Annotated in this window: 19 protein-coding genes and 1 riboswitch; of the genes, 8 read left to right on the plus strand and 11 right to left on the minus strand. The window is 39.3% G+C overall.

Features of this window, described 5'->3' with window-relative positions:
* Positions 1-64: 64 nt before the first annotated feature.
* From DFQ12_RS17160 to DFQ12_RS17170, 3 genes are all read right to left on the minus strand, one after another.
* Positions 65-826, minus strand: coding sequence for a porin family protein (locus DFQ12_RS17160; RefSeq protein WP_120260280.1), 762 nt, complete (start codon positions 824-826; stop codon positions 65-67).
* Positions 826-2,022 (minus strand): PCMD domain-containing protein, encoded by a 1,197-nt coding sequence (locus tag DFQ12_RS17165; protein ID WP_244211773.1) that lies wholly within the window; start codon positions 2,020-2,022, stop codon positions 826-828. Before DFQ12_RS17165 ends, DFQ12_RS17160 begins: the two co-directional genes overlap by 1 nt.
* 146 nt (positions 2,023-2,168) lie before the next feature.
* Positions 2,169-2,531, minus strand: coding sequence for an MmcQ/YjbR family DNA-binding protein (locus tag DFQ12_RS17170; RefSeq protein ID WP_120260282.1), 363 nt, complete (start codon positions 2,529-2,531; stop codon positions 2,169-2,171).
* A 253-nt stretch (positions 2,532-2,784) separates the two neighbouring features.
* Between DFQ12_RS17170 and DFQ12_RS17175 the strand changes: the two genes are divergently transcribed.
* On the plus strand, positions 2,785-3,411 hold the full coding sequence (locus DFQ12_RS17175; RefSeq protein ID WP_208642575.1) for an ankyrin repeat domain-containing protein: 627 nt from the start codon (positions 2,785-2,787) through the stop codon (positions 3,409-3,411).
* A 93-nt stretch (positions 3,412-3,504) separates the two neighbouring features.
* On the opposite strand, the gene DFQ12_RS17180 is transcribed toward DFQ12_RS17175, so the two are convergent.
* Positions 3,505-4,059, minus strand: a complete 555-nt coding sequence (locus tag DFQ12_RS17180) for a thioredoxin family protein (protein ID WP_120260284.1) — start codon at positions 4,057-4,059, stop codon at positions 3,505-3,507.
* Positions 4,060-4,197: 138 nt separating this feature from the next.
* Between DFQ12_RS17180 and DFQ12_RS17185 the strand changes: the two genes are divergently transcribed.
* The 3 genes from DFQ12_RS17185 (at position 4,198) to dnaK (ending at position 9,791) form a co-directional block, all read left to right on the plus strand.
* Positions 4,198-6,882, plus strand: coding sequence for an outer membrane beta-barrel protein (locus tag DFQ12_RS17185; RefSeq protein ID WP_120260285.1), 2,685 nt, complete (start codon positions 4,198-4,200; stop codon positions 6,880-6,882).
* Positions 6,875-7,753: a GLPGLI family protein gene (locus tag DFQ12_RS17190; RefSeq protein ID WP_120260286.1), complete on the plus strand. Its 879-nt coding sequence runs from the start codon at positions 6,875-6,877 to the stop codon at positions 7,751-7,753. The genes DFQ12_RS17185 and DFQ12_RS17190 overlap by 8 nt, the downstream gene beginning before the upstream one ends.
* 133 nt (positions 7,754-7,886) lie before the next feature.
* On the plus strand, positions 7,887-9,791 hold the full coding sequence (dnaK, locus tag DFQ12_RS17195) for a molecular chaperone DnaK (protein WP_120260287.1): 1,905 nt from the start codon (positions 7,887-7,889) through the stop codon (positions 9,789-9,791).
* A 133-nt stretch (positions 9,792-9,924) separates the two neighbouring features.
* On the opposite strand, the gene DFQ12_RS17200 is transcribed toward dnaK, so the two are convergent.
* From DFQ12_RS17200 to DFQ12_RS17210, 3 genes are all read right to left on the minus strand, one after another.
* Positions 9,925-10,602 carry a TIGR02117 family protein gene (locus tag DFQ12_RS17200; protein WP_120260288.1) on the minus strand — a complete coding sequence of 226 codons (678 nt, stop codon included), beginning with the start codon at positions 10,600-10,602 and terminating at the stop codon, positions 9,925-9,927.
* Positions 10,603-10,777: 175 nt separating this feature from the next.
* Positions 10,778-11,689, minus strand: a complete 912-nt coding sequence (locus DFQ12_RS17205) for a sugar phosphate nucleotidyltransferase (protein ID WP_120260289.1) — start codon at positions 11,687-11,689, stop codon at positions 10,778-10,780.
* Between the two features lie 134 nt (positions 11,690-11,823).
* The gene (locus tag DFQ12_RS17210) at positions 11,824-13,365 is read right to left on the minus strand and encodes a helicase HerA-like domain-containing protein (protein ID WP_120260290.1); all 1,542 of its coding nucleotides are present in this window, start codon (positions 13,363-13,365) and stop codon (positions 11,824-11,826) included.
* Positions 13,366-13,535: 170 nt separating this feature from the next.
* Between DFQ12_RS17210 and DFQ12_RS17215 the strand changes: the two genes are divergently transcribed.
* The 4 genes from DFQ12_RS17215 (at position 13,536) to DFQ12_RS17230 (ending at position 18,164) form a co-directional block, all read left to right on the plus strand.
* A complete protein-coding gene (locus DFQ12_RS17215; protein WP_223581658.1) occupies positions 13,536-13,871 on the plus strand; it encodes a hypothetical protein in 336 nt (111 codons plus the stop codon).
* Positions 13,872-14,051: 180 nt separating this feature from the next.
* Positions 14,052-15,587: a SulP family inorganic anion transporter gene (locus DFQ12_RS17220; RefSeq protein WP_120260291.1), complete on the plus strand. Its 1,536-nt coding sequence runs from the start codon at positions 14,052-14,054 to the stop codon at positions 15,585-15,587.
* Positions 15,588-15,674: 87 nt separating this feature from the next.
* Complete coding sequence (locus DFQ12_RS17225) at positions 15,675-16,322, plus strand: carbonic anhydrase (protein WP_120260292.1); 648 nt, start codon at positions 15,675-15,677, stop codon at positions 16,320-16,322.
* A gap of 171 nt (positions 16,323-16,493) precedes the next feature.
* A complete protein-coding gene (locus DFQ12_RS17230) occupies positions 16,494-18,164 on the plus strand; it encodes a glutamine--tRNA ligase/YqeY domain fusion protein (protein WP_208642576.1) in 1,671 nt (556 codons plus the stop codon).
* Between the two features lie 54 nt (positions 18,165-18,218).
* On the opposite strand, the gene DFQ12_RS17235 is transcribed toward DFQ12_RS17230, so the two are convergent.
* The 4 genes from DFQ12_RS17235 to rimM all read right to left on the minus strand — a co-directional run bounded on the left by DFQ12_RS17235 (position 18,219) and on the right by rimM (position 24,434).
* Positions 18,219-21,248, minus strand: a complete 3,030-nt coding sequence (locus tag DFQ12_RS17235) for a DUF2723 domain-containing protein (RefSeq protein WP_120260294.1) — start codon at positions 21,246-21,248, stop codon at positions 18,219-18,221.
* Positions 21,249-21,552: 304 nt separating this feature from the next.
* Positions 21,553-22,509, minus strand: a complete 957-nt coding sequence (locus DFQ12_RS17240) for a methylenetetrahydrofolate reductase (protein WP_120260295.1) — start codon at positions 22,507-22,509, stop codon at positions 21,553-21,555.
* 71 nt (positions 22,510-22,580) lie between these two features.
* Positions 22,581-22,683: riboswitch (SAM riboswitch) on the minus strand.
* 102 nt (positions 22,684-22,785) lie between these two features.
* A complete protein-coding gene (locus DFQ12_RS17245) occupies positions 22,786-23,637 on the minus strand; it encodes a hypothetical protein (RefSeq protein ID WP_147420438.1) in 852 nt (283 codons plus the stop codon).
* Between the two features lie 272 nt (positions 23,638-23,909).
* On the minus strand, positions 23,910-24,434 hold the full coding sequence (gene rimM / locus DFQ12_RS17250; protein WP_120260297.1) for a ribosome maturation factor RimM: 525 nt from the start codon (positions 24,432-24,434) through the stop codon (positions 23,910-23,912).
* Between the last annotated feature and the right edge of the window lie 6 nt (positions 24,435-24,440).

A 24,440-nucleotide genomic window follows, 5' to 3' on the forward strand; every position in this document is an offset into this window, starting at 1 on the left:
TACTGAATGTTATCATAAAAAAAGCCGATCGGATGATCGGCTTTTTTTATGATAACATTCTAAATTATTTCAGTTTGTAACCAACTCCAACATTCATAAAGATATTATGCAGCCCGAAACTGATACTTTCAAAACCATTCTTCATAATATTATTGAAACCATAGTCAAGTTGAGCCAATGCAAAAAATTTACGATTGACCGCATATTGAGTACCCAGACTTAGTCCAACATCAATATTCCGTACACTTTCTTTAAAATCATAATCTGCATTATCTACAATAATCTTGTCACCGGTAGGCTGCTCATGCCGTAGATATCCGTTATAAGCTTCTCCATAAAACTCTTTTTTTACTGCAAAAGAAATATATGGACCAGCTTGAACATTCCAATGGTTGGAGAGTTGGTAGGTCGCCTGAATGGGCACAGAAAGATAAAGATTATGTACTTTTGTAGTAATATCTCCTGTATAGTATCCTCTTAGCTCATCTTTTGAATCATTGACAGCGTTAAACGTTGTTTTATATCCTTTTACTGTTGCTTTGGTATCCATCCCCTTACCTTCAAAGGTAAGCCCCAAAGACAGCCCCCATTTGGAATCAATGTGATAATTCGCTTTTGCGCCCACAAAAAAAGGCACATTCGGGCTGTAACTTTTAATCTTCCGAATTTCTCTCGGCAAAGACAATGGAGCCGCTCCCCCTATCTTGGTCCCCAACATGACCTGAACATCTAATCTATCATCCTTACTATCTATTTCCTGGGCGTTTACAAGCGTTGAAATAGAAGCCATTACGGCTAATAAAACTATATATATACTAATTTTCATTATTTCTGGGTTACAATTTTGAGATCATCTACGATCAACTTACTACCAACAGCTCCGATAAAATTATCACCGTATTTACTTGAAGACATGACAATAGCGATGCTGTAATCTAAATTAGTGACATCAGATTCCGTCACCTTCGCCGAATATTTAAATGGTAAAACAAACTTTACAAAGTTATTACCAGCTGTGGCTCCGCCATTTTCTAGCCGGGCAATAGCAACAATACTCGGATCTGTCAAAATATTATGCCCTGTTAAATATGACACCCTATTTTCAGGTTTAGGCTCCGAAGCCATCAACTTTTTCCGATTGTAGAATACAGCATATATATCACATGAATCCTTCATATTAACAGGCTTTAAATTTTCATCCGTTACATTTGCTCCTGCAGTATACTTATAATACCCCTCTAAAGCCAAAGGAATCTGATTAAAGGGAAGACCAAATTGCGTTGCAGACAAAGGATCCGTCAATACGGGACCGGTATCAAATGATCCTATAAATAGATTACCTGCTGCAATAGGTTTTTTAAACATTGCCCCAAAAGATCCCGTGAGTTTTGTCTCCAACAAAGCTGCCTTAGTTCCAGAATGAGCATCTGTTGTGGTTTTCGTTGGATAGGATTCTGGCTCCTTTACGCCTCCACCGAAACTCAAAGTAAGTGAAAAACTTGGGTTTCCCGAGCCCCAGTTGTAAAAATCCTCGCCATCTATTTTGTTAAAGAAAATAGTATATTTCTCATCTTTATCAATTGAAATATCTTCAAATCCATATTCTGTAGGGACAAAACCGCCATCTGTTTTAACTAACTTAATGAGGTAATTCTTTGCAAACTGCTTATCTTGTGAAACAACTTTGTAATATACTCCGTTCTTCAATAATTGATCTATTATGACTTTATTAACATCCTGTTCACCAGCCGGCATTTTCAAAGAATCTTGTAACAGTTCAATAGAAGCACCTGGAGTTAAATCAAACTTCATATTCAACTTTTTCAAATCATGGATACTCGGTTGAAGATAAACGGTGACCTGATTATTCGTAATCACTGGGTTCAGAAGAAAAATATCTTCCTCTGCTTGAATCCCGACTATATCAGCCTCCATATTTAATGCTTCTTCTTTTATGCAACTCCCCAGACTAAAAAGTAGCATAAAACAAATTACCCAAAGGTAAATTCGTCTTTGTTTCATAAAAAATAGTATTAGTATAAATATATTCCCAATGCGTTCGATTACGCATTGAAATGACCGCAAAGCTACTATTATAGCCCCCAAGAAAAGTCATTTCTATCACCTTTTCCTTCAAAGCAACTAATTCTTTACACTCCAGAAGGCTACTAACCCGCCTGAATTTCCTGTTTAACCTTAGTTGGCAAACTATCAACAATCAGACTATAGCTGTGCAAAACAAGTTCTTCCAGTGCCCGATCGTTCAGTTCCCGATTCGCAACGACGGTATTCCAGTGCTTTTTGTTCATATGATACCCCGGAAATACAGTCTGATCATATCTTTCCCTGAGTTCCACCGCTTTCTCGGGATCGCATTTTACATTAAATCGCAGCATATCGACCTGATCTAACCCGACCAATAAAAATATCTTACCCCCAACCTTAAACACCAGCGTATCTGGCCCGAAAGGTGTCTCTTCTGTAACTGGCCCAATGGACAAACAATAATCCCTTAGATCTTCAATATTCATATCTTCTTAATTTAAGTTCACTCATTTTCAACCACTAACAATTAGATTTATATATAAATTTGACAATATTCAATATAAATCTAACAAAACAACAGCGTAGTTTGTGCCTAAATTTGTAGTATATCAAAAAGCGAATACAAAGAAACTAAAATGAATAATAAAGATTATTAACTCATTCCTCAAAATGAAAAATTTATACATTAAGATAGTGTTGCTTGTTATCATATCAACACTTTCAGTACAGTGCAAAAGTATGGACACAACAAATCAAGACAATATCGCCCCGGACGACATCATTGAAGCCGTTTCCAAGGGCCAGATCAGCACCGTAAAAACACTATTGGACAAAGGAGCGAATGCAAACCAAAAAGGTAAAGATTCAAAACCGCTGTTGTTGATCGCTACAGAAAAGAAAGACCTCGCTATGGCGAAATTACTTATTCAATATGGTGCGAATGTGAATCAGCAGGACAATATCTTAGATAGCCCCTTTTTATATGCTGGTGCTTTGGGCTATACTGAACTGGTTAAACTTTACCTCGATCACGGTGCGGATTTCAAGATTTTCAATCGGTACAATGGGACAGCTCTTATTCCGGCCTGCGAACGTGGTCATGTGGAGACTGTAAGACTATTGGCTAATACAAAAGGGTTCCCTATTGACCATATCAATAGACTGGGCTGGACCGCGCTATTAGAGGCAATTATACTTGGAGATGGCACTCAAAAATATGTGGATATTGTCCAGATACTACTGGACGCCAACAGCGATAAAAATATCGCCGACAACGAAGGTGTAACACCGCTTCAGCACGCGAGAAAAAAAGGGTTTAATAAAATTGTAACACTACTAGAGGCAAAGAGCAGTATAAAGCAATAGCTGGATTTTCGAAAATAAACCTCCATAGAAAAGGTAGCAAAAAGGAAGAACCAAATCGAGTGAATCTAGTTCTTCCTTTTTATTACCTTTCTTCTATTTATGCAAAAGTGCCTGAATCTCTTTTTGGATCTCCGTTCCCTTATCCGTGTTATACCATTTTTGAATCTCTTCTTTAATATCAGAGAAATCTTTCCCTTGTTCTTTCAAGCTTAAGAATAGGTCTTGACAGCCCTTTGGTCGTGGCCCCCAGACAGCTAAATCTGCACCATCCTGATTTCGGATTACTAGAATCGGGATTGATTTCCCGCCATTTGTTAAATACGAATCTATTAAAAAGGGAGCGCTATCACGCAATTGGATATCGACAGTAATATTGGGGTTTTGGGCCGCCATCTTAGCAAGCATTGGGACAGCGTGTGCCGCATCGCCACACCAAGGCTCCGTAATAATGATCCATTGTTGTGGTTCCGAAATCGTGCCAATAAACTGTTGAAAAGCCTCATTTGGTTCAAAACGTTTTAACCAACGGCCCATCCTTGTCCAGTTCATTTTAGTGTATTGATAGTATTCGTCATCCTGGTAGGTGGGGTGATTTTCAGGATGATTCAATATATCTTCGAATTGTTGCAAATAATTTTCAAACGTCATAACATCAATTTTGTGCAAAGGTAATTTTTAGATCCTACTTTGTCAAAAATCTCTATACCAAAGATTTTACACTCCTTGACAATAATTTCACATTTATTAACAATTAACTAAATTATCTTTGGCACATACAACCAGTAAATGAAAAGATTAATTCAATTATTCCTATTATTTTTTGTTATCAGCACAGCTTATTCCCAGACAAGCATAAAGGGGAAAATTTTAGATAAGGCTGACAATAAGCCATTGACCAATGCATCAATCATCCTCTTGAACAAGGACTCTGTACTGCGTTATTTTAACAGAGCCAATGAAGAAGGGAAATTTCTGATCAAAAATATCAAACCCGGAAGCTATATACTTTTAGCCACCTACCCAAAGTTTGAACTTTATAGCGATACCATCGACATCAAGGATAAGGAAATTGACCTCAGCGACATTAAGATCAATTCGCAAAAAAATGTCCTTGAAGAAGTTATCATTACACGTAGACTGCCCATCACACTCAAGGGAGACACGATAGAATATGATGCGGCAAGTTTCGCAACCGAGAAAAACGCAAAGCTTGAAGATCTTTTTCGACGATTGCCAGGTTTTACAGTGTCTGGAGATGGAAATATCACCGCTCAGGGTAAAGCAGTACAGAAAGTCTTTATTGATGGCGAAGAATTTTTTGGTTATGACCCTAAAATTGCCATACGCAATGTACGGGCTGATGCAGTAGACAAAGTACAATTGTATGAGAAAAAATCAGAAGAGGCCGAACTTTCGGGTATAGATGACGGTGTACGCATTCAGACCGTCAATGTGGTGTTAAAAGAAAAGGCCAGAAAGGGTGTCTTCGGAAACGCAGAACTATTAGGCGGTACCAAGGAGCTCTACGCTGGAAATTTGTTTGCAGCCAAATTCAATCAGACGGAACGAATTGGCATCACCGCCAATCACAATAATATGGGGAGCTCTAATAGTCGTGAAGGCTCTTTGCGGATGAACAACCAGATTACGGGACAACCACTAAACACATCTCTCGGCGCTAACTACGAAAACCAGTTTCTCAAAAAGGCATTAAAGGTAAATGCCAATTATAATTACAATAACAGCAGCAACAAAAATCAGTCGGAAAATTACAACAAAAACATCCTCCCCGATAACTCGATCTTAGAACGAAATAGCAAAAATTACAACGAAAATAGTACAAGAAGCAATGGTGTCAGATCCAATCTCTCCATGCGACTGGATTCAACCCAAAATATAGAACTACAGACCAACGGAAATTGGTCCAATAATTTCAGTTTAAGTCAGTCGGAAAGTGCCACCAATGATGGCGCCGGTGCTGCTGTTAGCTCCTTTAATGAGAAAAATGAATCAAATACTTCGAGCCAAAGCAATAATTTTCGCCTGAATTATAGAAAAAGACTCAAAGCCGGCAGTTCATTAAATTTAATGGTTGGCAACAACTATAATGAATCAACTTCGGACAGTAAGGTTAATTCAGAAACAATTATCCATCAGAGCAATGACACCACGCGTATTAACCAAAATAGATGGGGCAAGAACAAAGGCAATAACTTTTCTACTTCATTGAATTTCAATAATAGGCTCAATGATGCTATGAATTTAGCATTAGGCTACAGTTTCAATCAGTCAAACAACAGGAATAAACAGATATCAACTGACAGCCTCACGAATGTGAAAGATCCATTATACTCCAAAAATCAGATCGACAATAATACCAACCAGGGAGTCAATGTCCATTTATCTTATCGGAAGGATAAATTTGAGGTCAATCTCTCCAACCGAACATTCTACAAAAATCAAAAGTTAAGCGATAGTGACCGGGATATAAACCTTTCAAGGAATTTTTGGGACAACAATCTAAACTTTGATGCCAATTACCGGATTTCAAACAGTAAAAATATCCGATTGGCCTACCAAAGCTCGAATATCATTCCTTCCTTTGATCAGTTACAGCCACTACAACCTCAAACGAATCCATTGTTTCAACAGATCGGTAATCCAGACCTCAAACGAGCTGTCAACAACAACATTTCGGCAAATTATAATGCGTTCAGTTTGCTGAAGGGAACCAATATTAATATTAACGGAAATTTCTCTTTTGTCAATAACCCAATTGTCAATAAGACAACAGTCATGGAGAATTCGGCCCAGATTAGTAGCTATGAAAATTTATCGGGTAAATCAAACTGGAATGGTGGACTAAACATCAATCATATGCAACCCCTGGCCAATCGTCGCATTAACTTCAATAAAAGTGCAAATATCCGGTACAACAACAGTTACAGCTACACAAAGTTTGAAAGTGGTCAATCTCAAGGTGAGTTTCTCTTGAACAATTCAAAAAACACCTCCTTCGGCTTAGGCTCAAGTTTAAATGAACAAGATTCAGAAGGATTTGATTTTGACATATCTTTGAATGCCGGCCTTAATGCACAGCAAAATTCGATCAACACACAATATAACGCAACAAACTTTGAAGGTGGGGCTTCGGGATATATCAAATATTTTCTACCGAAGAAATTCAACATCATGACCAATGTTTACTACAGTTACACCGGACCTACCAAGCTCTACAAGAAATCAATTAATCAATTTTACACCAATTTGGAGCTGGAAAAAAAGGTATTGAAAGATGAAAGTCTGACAGTCAGCCTTAAGGCTTTTGACCTCTTTAACACATTTAATAATACACGTCGGAATGGCAGTGATACCAATTATTCAGAATCCACCCAACAGGTATTGACGCAGTATTTTTTAGTTGGGGTCAAATGGGATTTCAATAAATATTTAGGAAAAAGCAATGATTAGAACATATTTAACCATTATTATATTTTGTCTAAGCGGATTATCTCTGCAGGCACAATACGCCTATTTTGGCAATAGGGGTACCATTAGTTTTGACAAGGTGACGTATACAAAAGCCCGCATGCGACAAATGTCCAATGACATGAACTCAAAAATGATGGGTCGGGGAATAGACTTCATGGAGCACCTAGATAAAATGCCGGACTCGCATACCGATCGACTGAACTTCTACTTTGATGAGAACGCAACCGTTCTTATGCCTGAAGAAAGCACAAGTACCGAAAAGCCGAATGGAGAAGGCAAAATGCGTGCGCCAAGTATCACTGCAAGTGGGCGCGGTAGTAGAAATCAGGGTGGTTCGCGAGGTGGAGGAAACCAGCGTGTGATGCTCAGAGGTGGAGCCAGCAAAAATGGAAAAGTGCTCTACCAGGATTTAAAAGCAGGAAAGGCCGATATCCAGCTCGATATCGATGAGAAATATTTGCTTTCTGAAACCTTGGATAGTATCACTTGGCGCTTTACGGAGGAATTTCGCAATATCGCCGGTATCAACTGTCGAAGGGTGAATGGAGCGACCAAGGACTCTCTCTATCTGATTGCTTATTATGCCGAAGAAATACCCGTGTCAGCAGGACCGGCTCTGAGCCATGGTCTGCCGGGCATGATATTGGGGCTGGTCATACCCGAGATGCATATCCAATACTGGGCAACAAATATCGCCTATACCAATAATCTCGTCCCCACAGATTGGCGGGACAAAAAATCAAAACAGATGAAATTGGAAGAATTTACTGCGCTCTTTGGCAGATATATGCCACGCAATCGTCAAAATGAGTCAGCAAAAAAACGAATCTTGGAGCAACTTGTCTATTGAAAATGTCAGTTTGGCAGTACCTAACGACAAATTGATGACAAATAGTGATTTTTTTACAAAACTTTCGGATTGGCATAAGGGTTGATAATAGAGTGATAGAATTTATTTAAGTAAAAAAATTAAAATACAAGATATGTCTAAAATTATAGGAATTGACTTAGGTACTACAAACTCATGTGTTGCCGTAATGGAAGGTAACGAGCCTGTAGTAATTACGAACAACGAAGGTAAACGTACTACTCCTTCCATTGTAGCTTTCGTAGAAGGTGGTGAGCGTAAAGTGGGTGACCCAGCTAAACGTCAAGCAATTACTAATCCACATAAAACTATTTATTCTATTAAACGTTTTATGGGACTTTCATATGATGAGGCAATAAAAGAAGCTGAACACGTACCTTATAACATCGTTAAAGGTGATAACAATACACCACGCGTAGAAATCGACGACCGTAAATATACTCCACAAGAAATCTCTGCAATGATTCTTCAAAAAATGAAGAAAACTGCTGAAGACTTCTTAGGTCAAGAAGTAACTGAAGCTGTTATTACAGTACCTGCATACTTCAACGACGCACAACGTCAAGCAACAAAAGAAGCTGGTGAAATCGCTGGTTTATCTGTTAAACGTATCATCAACGAACCTACTGCTGCTGCTTTAGCTTACGGTTTGGACAAAGCGCACAAAGATATGAAAATCGTTGTGTTTGACTGTGGTGGTGGTACACATGACGTTTCCGTATTGGAATTAGGTGATGGTGTATTTGAAGTAAAATCTACTGATGGTGATACTCACTTAGGTGGTGATGACTTCGATAACGTAATCATCAACTGGTTGAATGAAGAATTTAAAAATGAAAACAATGGTTTTGATCTGAAAAAAGATCCAATGGCATTGCAACGTTTGAAAGAAGCTGCTGAAAAAGCTAAAATTGAATTATCAAGTGCGACTTCTACTGAAATCAACTTACCATATATCACAGCAGATGCTACTGGTCCAAAACACTTAGTTCGTTCATTATCACGTGCTAAATTTGAAGCTTTGGCAGCTGACTTGATCAAAAGAACAATTGCTCCTTGTGAATCTGCATTGAAAAACGCTGGTTTCAGCAAATCAGATATCGACGAAATTATCTTAGTAGGTGGTTCTACACGTATCCCTGCAATCGTTGATGCCGTAAAAGCTTTCTTCGGAAAAGAGCCTTCTAAAGGTGTAAACCCTGACGAAGTTGTTGCTTTAGGTGCTGCAATCCAAGGTGGTGTATTAACTGGTGAAGTAAAAGACGTTTTATTATTGGATGTAACTCCACTTTCATTGGGTATCGAAACAATGGGTGGTGTAATGACTAAATTGATTGAAGCAAATACAACTATCCCGACTAAAAAATCGGAAACATTCTCAACAGCTTCGGACAATCAGCCATCTGTGGAAATCCACATCTTACAAGGAGAGCGTCCAATGGCAAGCCAAAACCGTACAATCGGCCGCTTCCATTTGAACGATATTCCACCAGCACCTCGTGGTGTGCCTCAAATTGAAGTTACTTTTGATATTGATGCCAATGGTATTATCAAAGTATCTGCAAAAGATAAAGCAACTGGTAAAGAGCAAAACATCCGTATTGAAGCATCTTCAGGTTTATCTGATGACGAAATCAAACGTATGAAAGAAGAAGCTGAAGCAAATGCTGATGCTGATAAAAAAATGAAAGAAGAAGCTGACAAAGTTAATGCAGCTGATGCCTTAATCTTCTCAACTGAAAAACAATTGAAAGAATATGGCGACAAAATTTCCGCAGATAAGAAAGCTCCTATTGAAGCTGGCTTAACGAAATTAAAAGCTGCATACGAAGCGAAAAACTTCGCAGATATTGATTCTGCTTCTGAAGAATTACAAAATGCGTGGAATGCTGCTTCTGAAGAAATGTACGCTGCTTCTCAAGGTGGTGCACAACAACCTCAAGGAGATGCCGGTCAAGCACAAGGTGGAAACCAAGGTGGTGATGACGTAACTGACGTAGATTACGAAGAAGTGAAATAATCACTCCTGCTGATAAATAAAAAGCTCCGGGTTATCTAACCGGAGCTTTTTTGTTTATAAGAAACATCCCCTCTAGGAACGCAAAAGAGCTGCTTAGCTATGGCAATTGCCCAGAGGAATCTAATAAGCCCAGCTATTTCCGATAATGGCTCAATATTCCTTTATCCAATGTCGCCCAAACTCCGGCTGGCATATCTGCCTTCTTCAAAGCATTGTTTGTCCAGGTATTACAGGAATAGAACATGCTATATGCTCCTTTGGCTTCATAAAATGCATCTGCATCATCGTATTGTGCATCCGTCTCGACCAATATAGGTTTACCTTCATGCAAATCCAAAGAATCATAGATATACTTTACCAGTGCGCGATACTGTTCCGCATTTATTTTATACCCAAAACATAGCTCATTCTCCCGAATGGAATTATAGTAGGTCACATGTATTGCAGACTGCCCCAATCCAAAGGCCGCCACAAAAGCCGTTGATGCCTTGAGATCTTTCCATTCCGGTGTATCCAAATAAAATCCTTTGTCCCCCCAGCCTATACCCATATATTGATAACCGGCTTTTTTTCCCACCGTGTTGGCATAAGGAAATACGTTAGACCAATCCATCTCTTTCACGATGACTGGCAAAACAATATCAGTATGAACACCGTTGGATTTGACAAATACCTGAATCGTCTGATCCTTCGAGGCCTCTTTGGATGATGCCGAGAGTCGTGACAGACAGTACTCAGCAACAATATATAAAACACAAAACCCAATAATTCCTAAAATAATATACCCTAACACCTTAAGTATTTTTTTCATTTAAAATAATTCGCTTTTCTATCATAATCTAATGTATCGGTTTAATCTTAGCTGCCCCCAATACCTCCGTCTCCTGAAACAACGCGCCTTCATCCACAGCACCTGCACTGTTAAGCACAAAAAAACCTGTATTGTTTGACAATACAGGTTCAATATAAGCTATTTCTCTTAGCTCTTAAAATAACTTTTCAGGATATACACCATCGGCAACCAATTTTGAAATTGATTCTTGAACGATAGGTTTATCTTCTTTATAGGTTACACCAAACCATTTCGATGATGTCGGGATTACTTTGAAATCCGCCAGTTTATGTTTCACCATATAATCTGGAACTGAAGGGATAAAGAATTCCGCTTTCAAGTTCTCTTTGTTTTCTTCAACAAAAGCTGGAAACATCGCTTGTGCTACTTCAAAGATTTTTGGCGTAAAGCCCCAAAAATTCATCGATACACGTGTTTCCGGATCTAAATCGTTTTCAACGCCGTTTTCCTCATAAACGATTTTACGATCGTCACCCTCACCTTTGTAATAGATGTTTGTACGCTCTGTGACGCTGTCCATTTGTCCTGTTGGACTAACTTCACAGACACCACGTGATACATAGCCGTAATCAGACATTGTATTACCGACCTGAAAGCCCATCAACGACATTTGTTGATCTGAGACTTCGGTGGTTAAAAACTTCGCCATTTTGTCAAAAGAATCTGAACCATAGAAATCGTCTGCATTGATTACACAAAATGGTTCATTTACTTTATCCTTAGCGCTCATGACAGCATGTGCTGTACCCCAAGGTTTCGTTCTTTCAATGACGTGATTCACGCCAAATTTCGTTAAATCAAAATCTTGAAAAGCGTAATCAACTTCTATTTTACCTTCCAATTTTTTATCAAAAACTTCTTTCATTTTCTCCAGGAATTCTTCCCGAATAATGAATACAACTTTTCCAAATCCTGCACGAATGGCATCATAGATTGAATAGTCAATAATTGTCTCGCCGTGTGGGCCAAAACCATCTACTTGTTTTAAAGAACCATACCGGCTAGCCATTCCTGCTGCCAAAATCAAAAGGGTTGGTTTACTCATATTTAAATTGCGTTAATAGAACTTTCGTTTCGTCCGCAAACTTAGCTAAATTTGCCCTTAAAAGCAAATTTAGCTAAGTGCTGATCACTGTCTAAAAATAGTGTATCGGGACGAAAATTATCAATAAATTTGTGTTATTTCTTTTTTAAGAATGCATTCAATAGACCGGTTGCTAATTTCCCTAAAAGCTTGACTCCTTCTCTTGCGAGTGTCGTTGTCGCAGTACGCTGCGCAGCTTCTAATGGCGTCTGCCTTCTTGATGTCGGTCGATCAGCTTTGGCTGCCTCTTTTTCTGCAGCTGCACGCTGTTCTTCCTGCTGTACCACCTGCATTTTCTCATCGATCATCTCAGCCGCAGAACGATTTTCCTGTCTTTCCTGATATTTTGTCTTTAAGTCCGACTGATTAATAATCTGATTGATTGTCGCATCGTCTGCAGGACCCATTACAGCACGGGCTGGTACTAGATGAGTTGCCACGACTTCCGTAGGAATACCTTTATCATTCAACACTGTAATTAAGGCCTGACCTGTACCCAAGGAGGTCAAAATCTGATCAATCTCATAGAAATCCGATTTGGGGTAGGTTTTCACTGTTTTTTTTAGGTTTTCGGCATCGTTAGGTGTAAAGGCCCGCAAAGCGTGTTGCACCCTATTTCCCAATTGGGCCAATACCGATTCCGGAACATCTGTCGGAGATTGTGTACAGAAAAACACACCGATTCCTTTGGAGCGGATAAGACGGATAATCTGATCCACCTGAGTTAAAAAGGCTTTGGAAGCTCCGTTAAAAAGAAGATGTGCCTCGTCAAAGAAAAATACCAATTTTGGCTGATCCAAATCCCCTACTTCAGGCATATTCTTAAACAGTTGAGCGAGCAGGCTCAACAAAAATGTAGAATAGAGTACCGGCTGATCCTGTACATCGGAAATGTTCAGTAAACTGATTATACCCTTCCCGTCAACTTTCTGAAATAAGTCATTGATGTCAAATTCCTTCTCTCCAAAGATATGTGCTAGCCCCTGTTGCTCTAAGGCGACGATCTTACGCAAAATCGTTCCTGAACTTGCGGAACTGATCTTACCATAGTCATTTTTGATTTCCTCGCTCCCTGGGCCGTCAGAAAGATAAGTTAACAGCTTTTTGGTATCTGTAAAGTCTATTAATGGCATCTGATGATCCTGCGCATATTTAAACATTGCTGCCAAAACCCCGGTCTGTGTTTCATTCAATTCCAGTATCCTCCCCAACAAGACAGGCCCAAAATCATCGATCGTAATGCGCATCGGAATTCCTTTGTTTCCTGACAGGGAATAGAGCTCTACAGGAAAGCTGGCTGGTTCGAAGGGCACTCCTACCGCATTTCCACGATCTAACAGCGCTTGATTGGTCACCCCCGGTACAGCAAGACCAGATAGATCTCCTTTTACATCCAGCATAAATACCGGTACAGATGCATCTGATAATTGCTCAGCTATCAATTGTAGCGTCCTAGTTTTACCTGTCCCTGTCGCACCGGCAATCAGCCCGTGGCGATTCATCATTTTCAGTGCCAGATTGACCTTTGCATCCGCTAAAATCTCACCATTCAAAATACCTGCTCCCAAATATATAAAAGCCCCCTTGGGGTTATAAGAAGCTTGAACCTTCTCGATAAATTGTTCTTTATTTGCCATAGAAAAGGCTTAATATTTATAGTTCATAAATGCTATTGAAAACTCTACAAAAAATAATCTTTTCGTCACAATTTCGTGCCAAAATTCATTTTTCATGCACTTTTAATTTGAAATTAACATAGAATTGCTATTTTTACCATGTAAAACAACACCATTAAAGGTACTAAAAAATGTTAAATAAGAGATTTAGATTTGTGGCAGCATTCTTATGTGCGATCATCTTTTTCACAAAGATGGCCATCTCTATATCGCCTATTTTTTCCAATAGCTTAGACCAGAATACCATTTTACAAATTGTTTTACAAATAGAAATCGAGAACAATAATGGCGCAAGCACTGATACGCTTGAAACTGCCTCAAAATTTTTCAATACAAAAACAGACGAACCCATTGTATTCGAGACCATCATTGTTGAGAACCAAGGAAAACAAAAGAATTACCTTAAAAACGAGAAAAGCATTTTAGCTTTCCATCCTACGGTTCCAACGCCGCCTCCTAACTGTTAATAAAGGCATCCCTATGGGATGTTTTCAAATTGTCCCATGCTGAATCCCAGTATGAGGCTTCTTATTGATTTTTTCTGAAAGCACAGCGCCCATTGGCATCAAAGACCTTTCAATTGGTATCTATTGCTATGGTGGCAGGTCGCATCAGGAAGATTTATTATACAGATAAACACAAATTTTATGTTTGGAACTCGTACGTCGGCTTTTCTGAAACTTTCGAAAAGAGACTTAAAATATGATTTCCCTGCTAGTGTTGTGGTGTTTTTGGTGGCACTTCCATTATGTTTGGGAATTGCAATGGCCTCAGGTGCGCCATTGTTTGCAGGATTATTGACTGGTGTAATTGGTGGAATCGTTGTTGCTTCAATCAGTAAATCACCACTCAGTGTCAGTGGGCCAGCTGCTGGCCTCACAGTTATTGTTCTAGGGGCTATCCAGAGTCTAGGCGCTTATGAAACCTTTCTCCTTGCGGTTGTCATCGCAGGTGTTGTACAAGTGGTTCTCGGGATTCTAAAAGCGGGTATGATCGGGAATTATTTCCCATCCGCAGTTATCGTCGGCATGTTGGCTGCGATCGGTATTACCATTATCATGAAACAAATCCCTTTGGCTTTGGGATTGATCGAAACACACGCTTTTGAACTGGACAATGGGCACGGTATAGGTGCATATTTTGACACCGTTGCCTCAGCCATCAATTTTGGTGCATTGATTATCTGTGCTCTATCATTAGCCATTCTGATCTTTTGGCCAGCAATCCCTAAATTGAATAAAGTGCCCGCTCCGTTGGTAGTCGTTATTGTCGGTGTCGCTCTGGCTTACCTTTTTAATGGTTCCTTTTTTCAATTACACGATAAACAATTTGTACTCGTGCCAATTGTAGGGTCATTTGCAGAGTTTACAGGTTTATTCACATTACCTGACTTCACCCAAATCGTCAATAAAGATGTTTGGATAGCGGCATTTACCATTGCCATTATTGCTAGCTTGGAAACCCTATTGAGTATTGAAGCAGTAGACAAGATTGATCCTTATAAACGCAATACACCGACCAACCGCGAATTAGTCGCTCAAGGGATCGGTAATATGACAAGTGGACTCTTGGGCGGGCTGCCATTAACCTCTGTTATTGTACGATCATCAGCCAATGTCAATGCTGGTGGAAAGACTAGACAGTCTGCAATCCTGCACGGTATCTGGCTGCTCGTTGCCATGTTGGCTATTCCGACGATGTTAAATATGATTCCGCTAGCATGTCTTGCCGCAATACTATTACATACAGGGTATAAATTGGCTAAACCAAGCTTATTTACCTCAATGTATCGAAAAGGTCTAGATCAATTCATTCCATTTTTCGTAACTATTGTTGCTATCGTATTTACCGACCTATTAATGGGTGTTGGAATTGGAATCGTTGTGGCAACATTCTATATTCTAAGAGCAAATATGAAAAATGCTTTTAAATATAATATCGAAAAGGATAACGAAGAGGATAAGGCTGTCATCACATTAGCAGAGGAAGTTTCATTTTTGAACAAAGTTCCTATCCAGCAGAAACTATATAGTTTACCAAAATCAGTCAGTAAGATCCGTATCGATGGGACATTCAGTAAATTTATCGACAAGGATGTTATCGAAGTCATTAAAGACTTTGAACAGAACGCAAAAAGTAAAGGCAAGGAGATCGAACTTTTACAGGTCGTTTATAAAAAATAAAGTTGTTTCAAGTAAACAATAAACTAAGAAATTTGTATTATTTTATCGAAAAAGAGCTCTAGAGCAAAGTGATATTAAAAAAGGAATATGGAAAATAAAGATTTAAAAACAGGATTTGACAATATTATTAAGGGAAATCAAGAATGGATGGATTTTGTAAAAAATGATACCACAGGACGTTTCCAACAACTTGCAAAAGGTCAAAATCCTGAAATTCTTTGGATCGGCTGTGCAGACAGTCGTGTACCAGCCAACGAGTTGACCGGTACAAAGCCAGGTGAGGTTTTCGTACACCGTAATATCGCCAACATGGTTATCCACTCAGACATGAGTTTATTAAGTGTTCTAGATTATGCCGTCAATGTATTAAAAGTGCAACAGGTCATCGTTGCTGGACACTATGGTTGCGGTGGGGTTGCTGCATCTTTAAGTCGCAATCAATATGGTATTATTGATAACTGGCTGGGTCACATCAAAGATGTATACCGTTTGCATAGCGAAGAGATTGATGGCATAGAAGATAACGAAAAGAAAGTAGACCGCTTAGTTGAACTCAATGTCAAAGAACAGGTTTTTAATCTTTGTTCTACTTCCATCATTCAAAATGCATGGAAAAATGGCCAGGCACTGGCTGTGCATGGTATGGTAATCAATATCGGAACAGGTCAATTGATTGATCAAAGCTGTACATTTACAAGCAATGAATCCCTTGGAAAGGTGTTCGCTTTCAAATAGTAACAAATCGGTAAAAAGGGACGGATCTTCGTCCCTTTTTTATTTCAAGTAATCGCTGTGCCAACAGTCTCAACTATAGTAGGTGTTTTTCGGTTGATTACCTGCTCAAACTAAGCTGAATATCTATCATCTCCTAGCTAATATCTCGCTTCTAATAATTAACTTTGTATTATGAGTGAAGAAAAATCATTAAATTTTATCGAGGAAATTGTCGAAGAAGATCTTCGTACAGGAAAACATGGCGGACGTGTATTGACACGTTTTCCTCCTGAACCAAATGGTTACCTCCACATTGGTCACGCCAAATCCATCTGCTTAAATTTTGGATTAGCACAGCAGTATAACGGCAAGACTAATCTACGTTTTGATGACACTAACCCTGTCACTGAGGATACCGAGTATGTTGAAAGTATCAAGAAAGATATTCAATGGCTAGGATTCCAGTGGGCGGAAGAACTATATACTTCGGATTATTTTGAAACACTTTACAGCTACGCTGTTGAGCTCATAAAAAAGGGTTTAGCATACGTGGACGATAGTACAGCGGAAGAAATTGCAGCAGCAAAAGGTACGCCTACAGAACCAGGTGTTCCGACACCTTACCGCGCCCGATCTATAGACGAAAATCTGACCCTATTCGCAGATATGCGAGCTGGGAAATATAAGGATGGCGAGAAAGTGCTCCGTGCAAAAATAGATTTGGCTAGTCCAAATATGCACCTGCGTGATCCTTTGTTATACCGCATCAAGCATGCCCACCATCACCGGACAGGCAATCAATGGTGCATCTACCCAATGTATGATTTTGCACATGGGCAATCGGATTCAATTGAGAAAATCACCCATTCGATCTGTACCCTTGAATTTATCCCACACCGTCCTCTTTATGACTGGTGTATCGATAAGCTGGAAATTTTCCCATCCAAGCAATATGAATTTGCACGCTTAAACATGACATATACGGTCATGAGCAAGCGTAAATTATTGCAATTGGTCAATGATAAATTTGTTGAAAGCTGGGATGACCCTCGTATGCCAACGATCTCCGGCTTGAGAAGAAGAGGATATACACCGGCAAGTATTCGCAACTTCTGTGAAAAAATCGGAGTTCAAAAACGCGAAAATATGATCGACGTCAGTCTACTGGAGTTTTGCATCCGGGAGGATCTCAACAAAACTGCCTGGCGTAGAATGGCTGTCCTTGATCCGATCAAATTAGTGATCACAAACTATCCGGATGGTCAAGTGGAAGATTTAGTCGGTGAGAATAACCCTGAAGTTGAAGGTGGTGAAGGTGCTCGGATCATACCTTTTTCCAAAGAACTTTGGATAGAACGTGAAGATTTTATGGAAGATGCTCCCAAAAAATTCTTCCGTCTCGGCCCAGGACTTTCCGTTCGTCTAAAACACGCTTATATCGTTACCTGCAACGATTTCGTCAAAGATGAAAATGGAAAGGTAACAGAAGTACATTGTACCTACGTGCCTAATTCCAAATCAGGTGAAGATACTTCCGGATTAAAAGTAAAAGGAACAATCCATTGGATTTCTGTTCCTCATGCTAAGGAAGCTGAAGTAAGATTATACGACAGGTTGTTCAATGATGAAAACCCTGCCGCAGCTGAAAACTTTAAAGATTCTATCAATCCTGAAAGTTTGCATGTGATTGAACGTGCCTATATCGAGCCCGATCTGGCTACTGCTACTCCTGGAAAAGGGTATCAATTCATCCGTTTAGGCTATTTTACATTAGACACACATTCTACTCCAGAACACCTGGTCTTTAACCGTACAGTTACGTTGAAAGATTCTTGGGGAAAAGAAGTGAAGAAAAATGGATAAGTAAACGATTACATAAAAAACAAAAGGTCGGAAACAATTCCGACCTTTTGTTTTTTATTCTATACCATACCATTGTTGATACTGTTTTCTAAGTCCCTCGACACGTGCCAACCGCTTAGTATCATTTGCCTCCAATAGGATATCTCGATAACGATCGACCGAGTCAAGTGCTAGCTGCATATCGTTCCATTCAAAACCTAAATTTTTCTTATCCAATACCAGCTGATGTAGATATTCCATATTTTGTGAAACATAGTCCAAATTTCGATCGACTACATTTCCAGCCAGCTGTCCCTGTCCGGAACGATATAGGCTATCAATGATATCTACATAATTAATCGCATCCGACATCGCATATACACGATCAGGCAATTGGTCGTATGCTTTCTTGGCCACTTCTCCAGCTTGTTTAACCTGTCCTTTTTCCAATAGCAACCGTGCTGTCTTTCCAAAAATATCTCGTGCATACATACTTGAGAAGCGAAAGGAGTCGGTATCTAAATATTTTGCATTCTTGGTATTCCCCCAATTGTATTTATGCATGATATTATCATATAAGGCTTCCACATTGACCAAAGCTGCCATCTCGCCAGCAGACGCCTGCTGTTCACTGGTCGCAGCAACGGGCATCAACCTTGAAGCGAAGCCCTCGTTGACAAGGTATTTGTCCAAGCCCAACTTAATATCACTAGGGAGCATATTCGAAAAATAGATCGGTCGATCCCAATGATTATTTTCAAGGAGGGACAACAAAGTCAGATCCGATCGGGATAAGTGGTCAGCGGGGATTTCCCATTCCATTGTTGAAACGACCGCATCCTGGAAATAAGCGGGCACGGCATTTTTTTTCAAAATCTCGGCTTTGTTAATGGCCAATTTGACCCTCTTAGTCGGAAAATAATTCTCCAGATTTCCCGAATTCAACTGTACTTTATAATCAGGATCATCAGAAGTAACAAACTGCAATAACTGCTGGATATCCACGGCTTCATTCAACTGTCTATCCACAAAAGGGATATAATCGCGAATACCCTTTTTTGTTTTTTCCGCGGGAATCGCAATCGGAAGTCCTGCAGCTCTATAAGTTGCTTTCTTGGCCTGCTGCATATACCAATCTCCCGTTAAATAACTTAGCACAACAATCCGTACATCTGGACGAACTCCTTCTACTTCCTGCAGATACCATAATGGAAAAGTATCGTGATCACCATAGGTAAACAAGATTGCATTTGGTGCACAGGTTTCTAGGTAATTACGGGCCACATCCCGAGCCAAGGATTTCTCAGAACGATTATGATCATCCCAATTCTGATGCGCCAGAATAATTGGTCCACCCAACAGCGCAAAAGATAATCCAGTAGCCATCGCATAGCGATTACTGAGAAACCGTTTAAAAAAGCGCATGAGTGCAATTGTACCCAGTCCGATCCAGATCGCAAAAGCATAAAAAGATCCGGCATAAGCATAATCACGTTCACGGGGTTGCAGTGGTGTCTGATTGAGATATACAACAATCGCTATACCCGTAAAAACAAACAGCAAGGTCAATACCAAAGTATAGGGTTTATTGTTTTTGTACAACCAGATCGCTCCAGCTATCCCCAATAACAAAGGCAAGAAAAAATACGTGTTTCGGCTTGGATCATGTTGCTGTGACGCCGAAAGATGATGTTGCCCGCCAAGACGCCAATTATCCAGCGTTTTCACTCCAGAGAGCCAATTCCCCTCCGTATAGGATCCATAGCCTTGCTTGTCATTCTGCCTGCCAACAAAATTCCATAAGAAGTAACGTGCATACATTTCCCCCAATTGAAAATTAAAGAAAAACTTAAAGTTATCGGAGAACTGTGGTCTTTCACCCTCTTTTAACTTGAGATAACTTCTATAGTAGGCTTGATGATTTTCATCCTGGCTATAGATACGTGGAAAAAATGTTTCACGATCAAATGCATACTTATCAACCTGTGTAAATGCTGTATAATTGGATTCATCTTTCCGATAACTGGTTTTGCTTTGGACATCCACAGCCTTTGAATCATAGTATGGTCCCTTAACCAGAGGTTCCCGCGTATACTGTTCTCGCCCTAAGTAACCTAAAAACGAAAAGACATTATCTGGTGCATTGTTATTTAAGGATGGATTTGCCTTTCCACGGATCAGCACCATGGTATAGGAACTATAACCAAACAGAATAAAGCAAAACACCAATAAAGCTGTATTTAATGTATACTTGCGTTTTCTATGGGAATAAAAAAGACCATATACAATTGTGACACCAAAAAGCAGGCATAGGAAAAGAATTCCTGTACCAAATCCCAGTCCAAAAGAATTCACAAACAATAGATCTATTTTGGAAGCAAAACTGATCAGCCACTGAATAACACCCCAAAGGATTGCTGCAAGAACTAATATCCCTAATAGAAATGCCTTTATAATGCCTTTATAATTAATTTCTGAAGTCCTTTTAAAATACACCACCATGGCTATAGCCGGAATAGCCAAAAGATTTAATAAGTGGACTCCGATCGAAAGCCCCATGACGAAAGCGATAAAAATCAGCCAGCGGTCACTTCCGTCCTGATCCGCACGCGCCTCCCATTTAAAAATCGCCCAGAAAACCACCGCAGTACAAAGTGAGGACATCGCATACACTTCGGATTCTACGGCCGAATACCAGAAGGTATCACTGAAACTAAAGGCCATAGCCCCCACTGCACCCGCTCCAAAGATCTGTAAATAGTAAGAAAAAGCAGATTGCTGTGGCTTCTTTAAAATCTTCCGGGCAATCGCTGTAATTGTCCAAAATAAAAATGTCACCGTCAGACCGCTACAGACTGCCGAACCAATATTCATCCAGTAAGCGACTTGCCCTGTATTACCGAAAGCCAGATTGGAAAAAACATTCTGAATAAGTAGAAATAGTGGGGCGCCAGGTTGATGTGCCACCTCAAGTTTGTACGCACAGGCGATAAATTCACCACAATCCCACCAGCTCACGGTCTTTTCAACAGTAGCAATGTAGACAACAGTAGCAATGAGGCCACAGGCCAAACCAAATAGCGAGTTTAATTTATTATACGTCATAAGGACAATTGGTCTATATCTTAGTTCCTTTTAGTACCTCAAATTAAATAGTTATCTCGATTTAAAAATGTTAATTAACACTATTTAACACTACTGTTTAACAAAAAATATTTTTTGAAAGAGAGCACTTCTATAGTGAAAAGAGAAATGCTGGTTTTGAAAGCAGGGGTAATGGCAAACTTCATCCCAAAAGCTGCATATGGCCATGGGGTAAATGGAGATTCATCTCACAAGTACAAAACAGTATACCGTCTATAGAAGTAATAAAAAAGCGAGGGGTTTTCCCTCGCTCCTCTTGTATTTTTTAGGCTAACTTCTCGACAATCTTTTTCGTTGGCCCAGGATTACTCATGGTATAAAAGTGCAATACTGGAGCACCAAATTTAATCAGCTCCTGACATTGTTGCACAAGCCATTCTTCACCTACTTGTCTTACATCAGCATTGGTTTTACATGCTGCGACAGCATCACTCAATTCCTCAGGAATATCCAGGTGGAAAATTCTTGGCAAAGTAACCAGTTGCTTTTTGGTCGTCAATGGTTTGAGGCCCGGAATGATAGGCACATGAATTCCATTGTCCCGGCATTTGGTCACAAATTCCTTATATTTCTCCACGTTAAAGAACATCTGAGTTACAATAAACTCAGCACCCATATCCACTTTTTGCTTCAGATATTTAAAATCAGTATTGAAATTAGGAGATTCAAAATGCTTCTCCGGATATCCTGCGACACCGATACAAAAATCGGTTTTTTCAGATGTGATAATATCTTCGTGGAGATACTTTCCTTTATTCATATCCGTTACCTGTTCCAATAGATCCGTTGCAAAAGCATGTCCGCCTTCACTTGGAATAAAATCAGCATCTCCTTTGCGTGCATCACCTCGTAATACCAATACGTTATCGATACCCAAGAAATTTAAGTCGATCAAGGCATTTTCAGTTTCCTCTTTGGTAAAGCCACCACATATCAGATGGGGCACTGCGTCCACTTTATACTTATTCATGATAGCAGCACAGATCGCCACTGTTCCTGGTCGCTTACGATAAGATACACGTTCCAACAGCCCGCTTGCATGTTCCTTATAGATATAATCTTCCCGATGATAGGTTACATCAATAAAAGGCGGTTTAAATTCCATCAGTTCATCCATTGTTTTAAAAATACTTTGGATGCCCTGTCCCTTTGCAGGAGGCAATAGCTCAAAAGAAAACAATGTTTTTCCTTTAGCATTCTGGATATGGTCGATAATCTTCATTAAAAAACTGTTTTAAGTTTGGGTTGGCTTACATCGAAACGCACAAGTCGAGGATATGTCTATCTGCATGTAACTTATCTTTCCCACATGGAGCAGGGTAGAATTTAGCACCTTGAACAATACAGGTTGCTAAGGCTTCACTGGGTCTAGTCCCTCGGCCTTTCTCTATAAGCGTTGCTAATATCGTCTTAAAAAATCAAACAACAAAAACATTTTTTCGAAAAGCTATAAATTATAGTAACAAAGCTGTCTTTTTTCCAGATCTTCCCATACAAATTATTTCAAAGTTGAAAGAGAATTACGTAGATTCTTTAAATAGAATGTGATTAGCAGCAGCCCAGAGACACTATACTTCTCCTTCTGTCCGTATTTAAACCCATCCATTAAATATTTATAGGCAACCAATGCATTCTCCTCATTGTAAAACAGCTCTTTCCATGAGACAGGAACATCTTTCCATTGTTTTAATACAATGCCATTTTGCGCATAAGTAATTGGAGATTCAATCCCATCTATCTTATAATCACTATGGACGCCTGAATTTGAGATGTGCTGAAAGTATGCTATAGAATAATCTAAAAAGTTTAATGCCCGGGCCTTTACCTCTTGATCATTTTCAGCACTTGTCGGAATATTACGCCAAAGATTGACTACACTATCAAATTTACTAGGCTGCTCGCGAAGTGGTGTTTTGTCTAATTCGAAATTGAGAAACAACCGTTCCGTATTTGGCAAATGGGCTGAATTGAATTGGGAGAAATCACCTTTCAATTGTATGAAATTCTTTTTTACTTGAATTATATCCAAAGAGATGGTTCCCTTTTTATCATCCACCAATTCAATTTTATTCCCTTCAAATCTATATTTGCCATAGAGCAAGATATCACCTATCGCAAGGACAAATTGTCCCTTATCCTGAAGGGAGAAAAAGGAACGATAATGAAGCGGGTGATCACAATATGCATCAGGTTCAATATTTAGCGGATCCTTAGCTTTAGCCTCTAGGTAGCCGTCATTGGTATAACCGCAAATAACTTGATAATTTCCGATCGGAAATTCTTTGTTCTTCCCAAAGAAAGCACAAGAGGATAAGAATATCGTTGAAATAATTAGCAGTAATAGTTTCAAGACAGATCGTTTATAGTGGTCAATATATTGATTATTCAGTACCAATTTAAACAAAATCCATCAGAGTAAGAGATCCCTGACTGTCCCAAAACAAAAATTTTGTCAGATGAAGCGAAATATGATTTAAAACCTCAACTTATTGAATCGAAAAAGGTCTAAATTCCTCTACGAACTTAGACCTTTTTCATTCAAATTTATGGGAATTAAGAACGATGCTCTAAAGTAAATTCCGATTTGTAATCAAGGGTAATTTACGAGAGGCCCGTCCACTTTTATTCTTTATAAAGATCGACTAGCCCTTCAGGCAATTCTACTTCAATAATCTCCTCCTCACCATCTATGCCAACAATTAAATCATCGGATAGGGGGAACATCAATTCTTTACCATTCATATCAACTGTCGCGACGAATTGCTGTGGAAATTCCTGTACATCCGTAATTTCCCCCAGTTCCCCATGGGTTTCATCGATCACCAAAAATCCGATTAAATCCGTATATCTAAAATCATCGGGATCCCGTTCTGGCATTTTATCATTGGGTAGATAAACCTTTTTGTGAACAAGCACCTGTGCCTTGTCGATATGATCAACATCTTCAAATGTCACGTAGGCGGTACTATTTTTCTGCAGTTTTATAGCATCGATAAAATAAGGTACAAGTTTTTTGTTGACCTCCAAAAAAACGACATCTATATCCAAACTCTCATAGTCTTCAAATTCGAAAAACAGTTGCATCTCGCCTTTTAGACCTCGCGTTTTGCTGATATAGCCTATATAAAAACTTTGATCGATAGTCATTTTGTA

Origin of the sequence: Sphingobacterium detergens (genome assembly GCF_003610355.1) — a bacterium.
GTDB lineage: Bacteria > Bacteroidota > Bacteroidia > Sphingobacteriales > Sphingobacteriaceae > Sphingobacterium > Sphingobacterium detergens.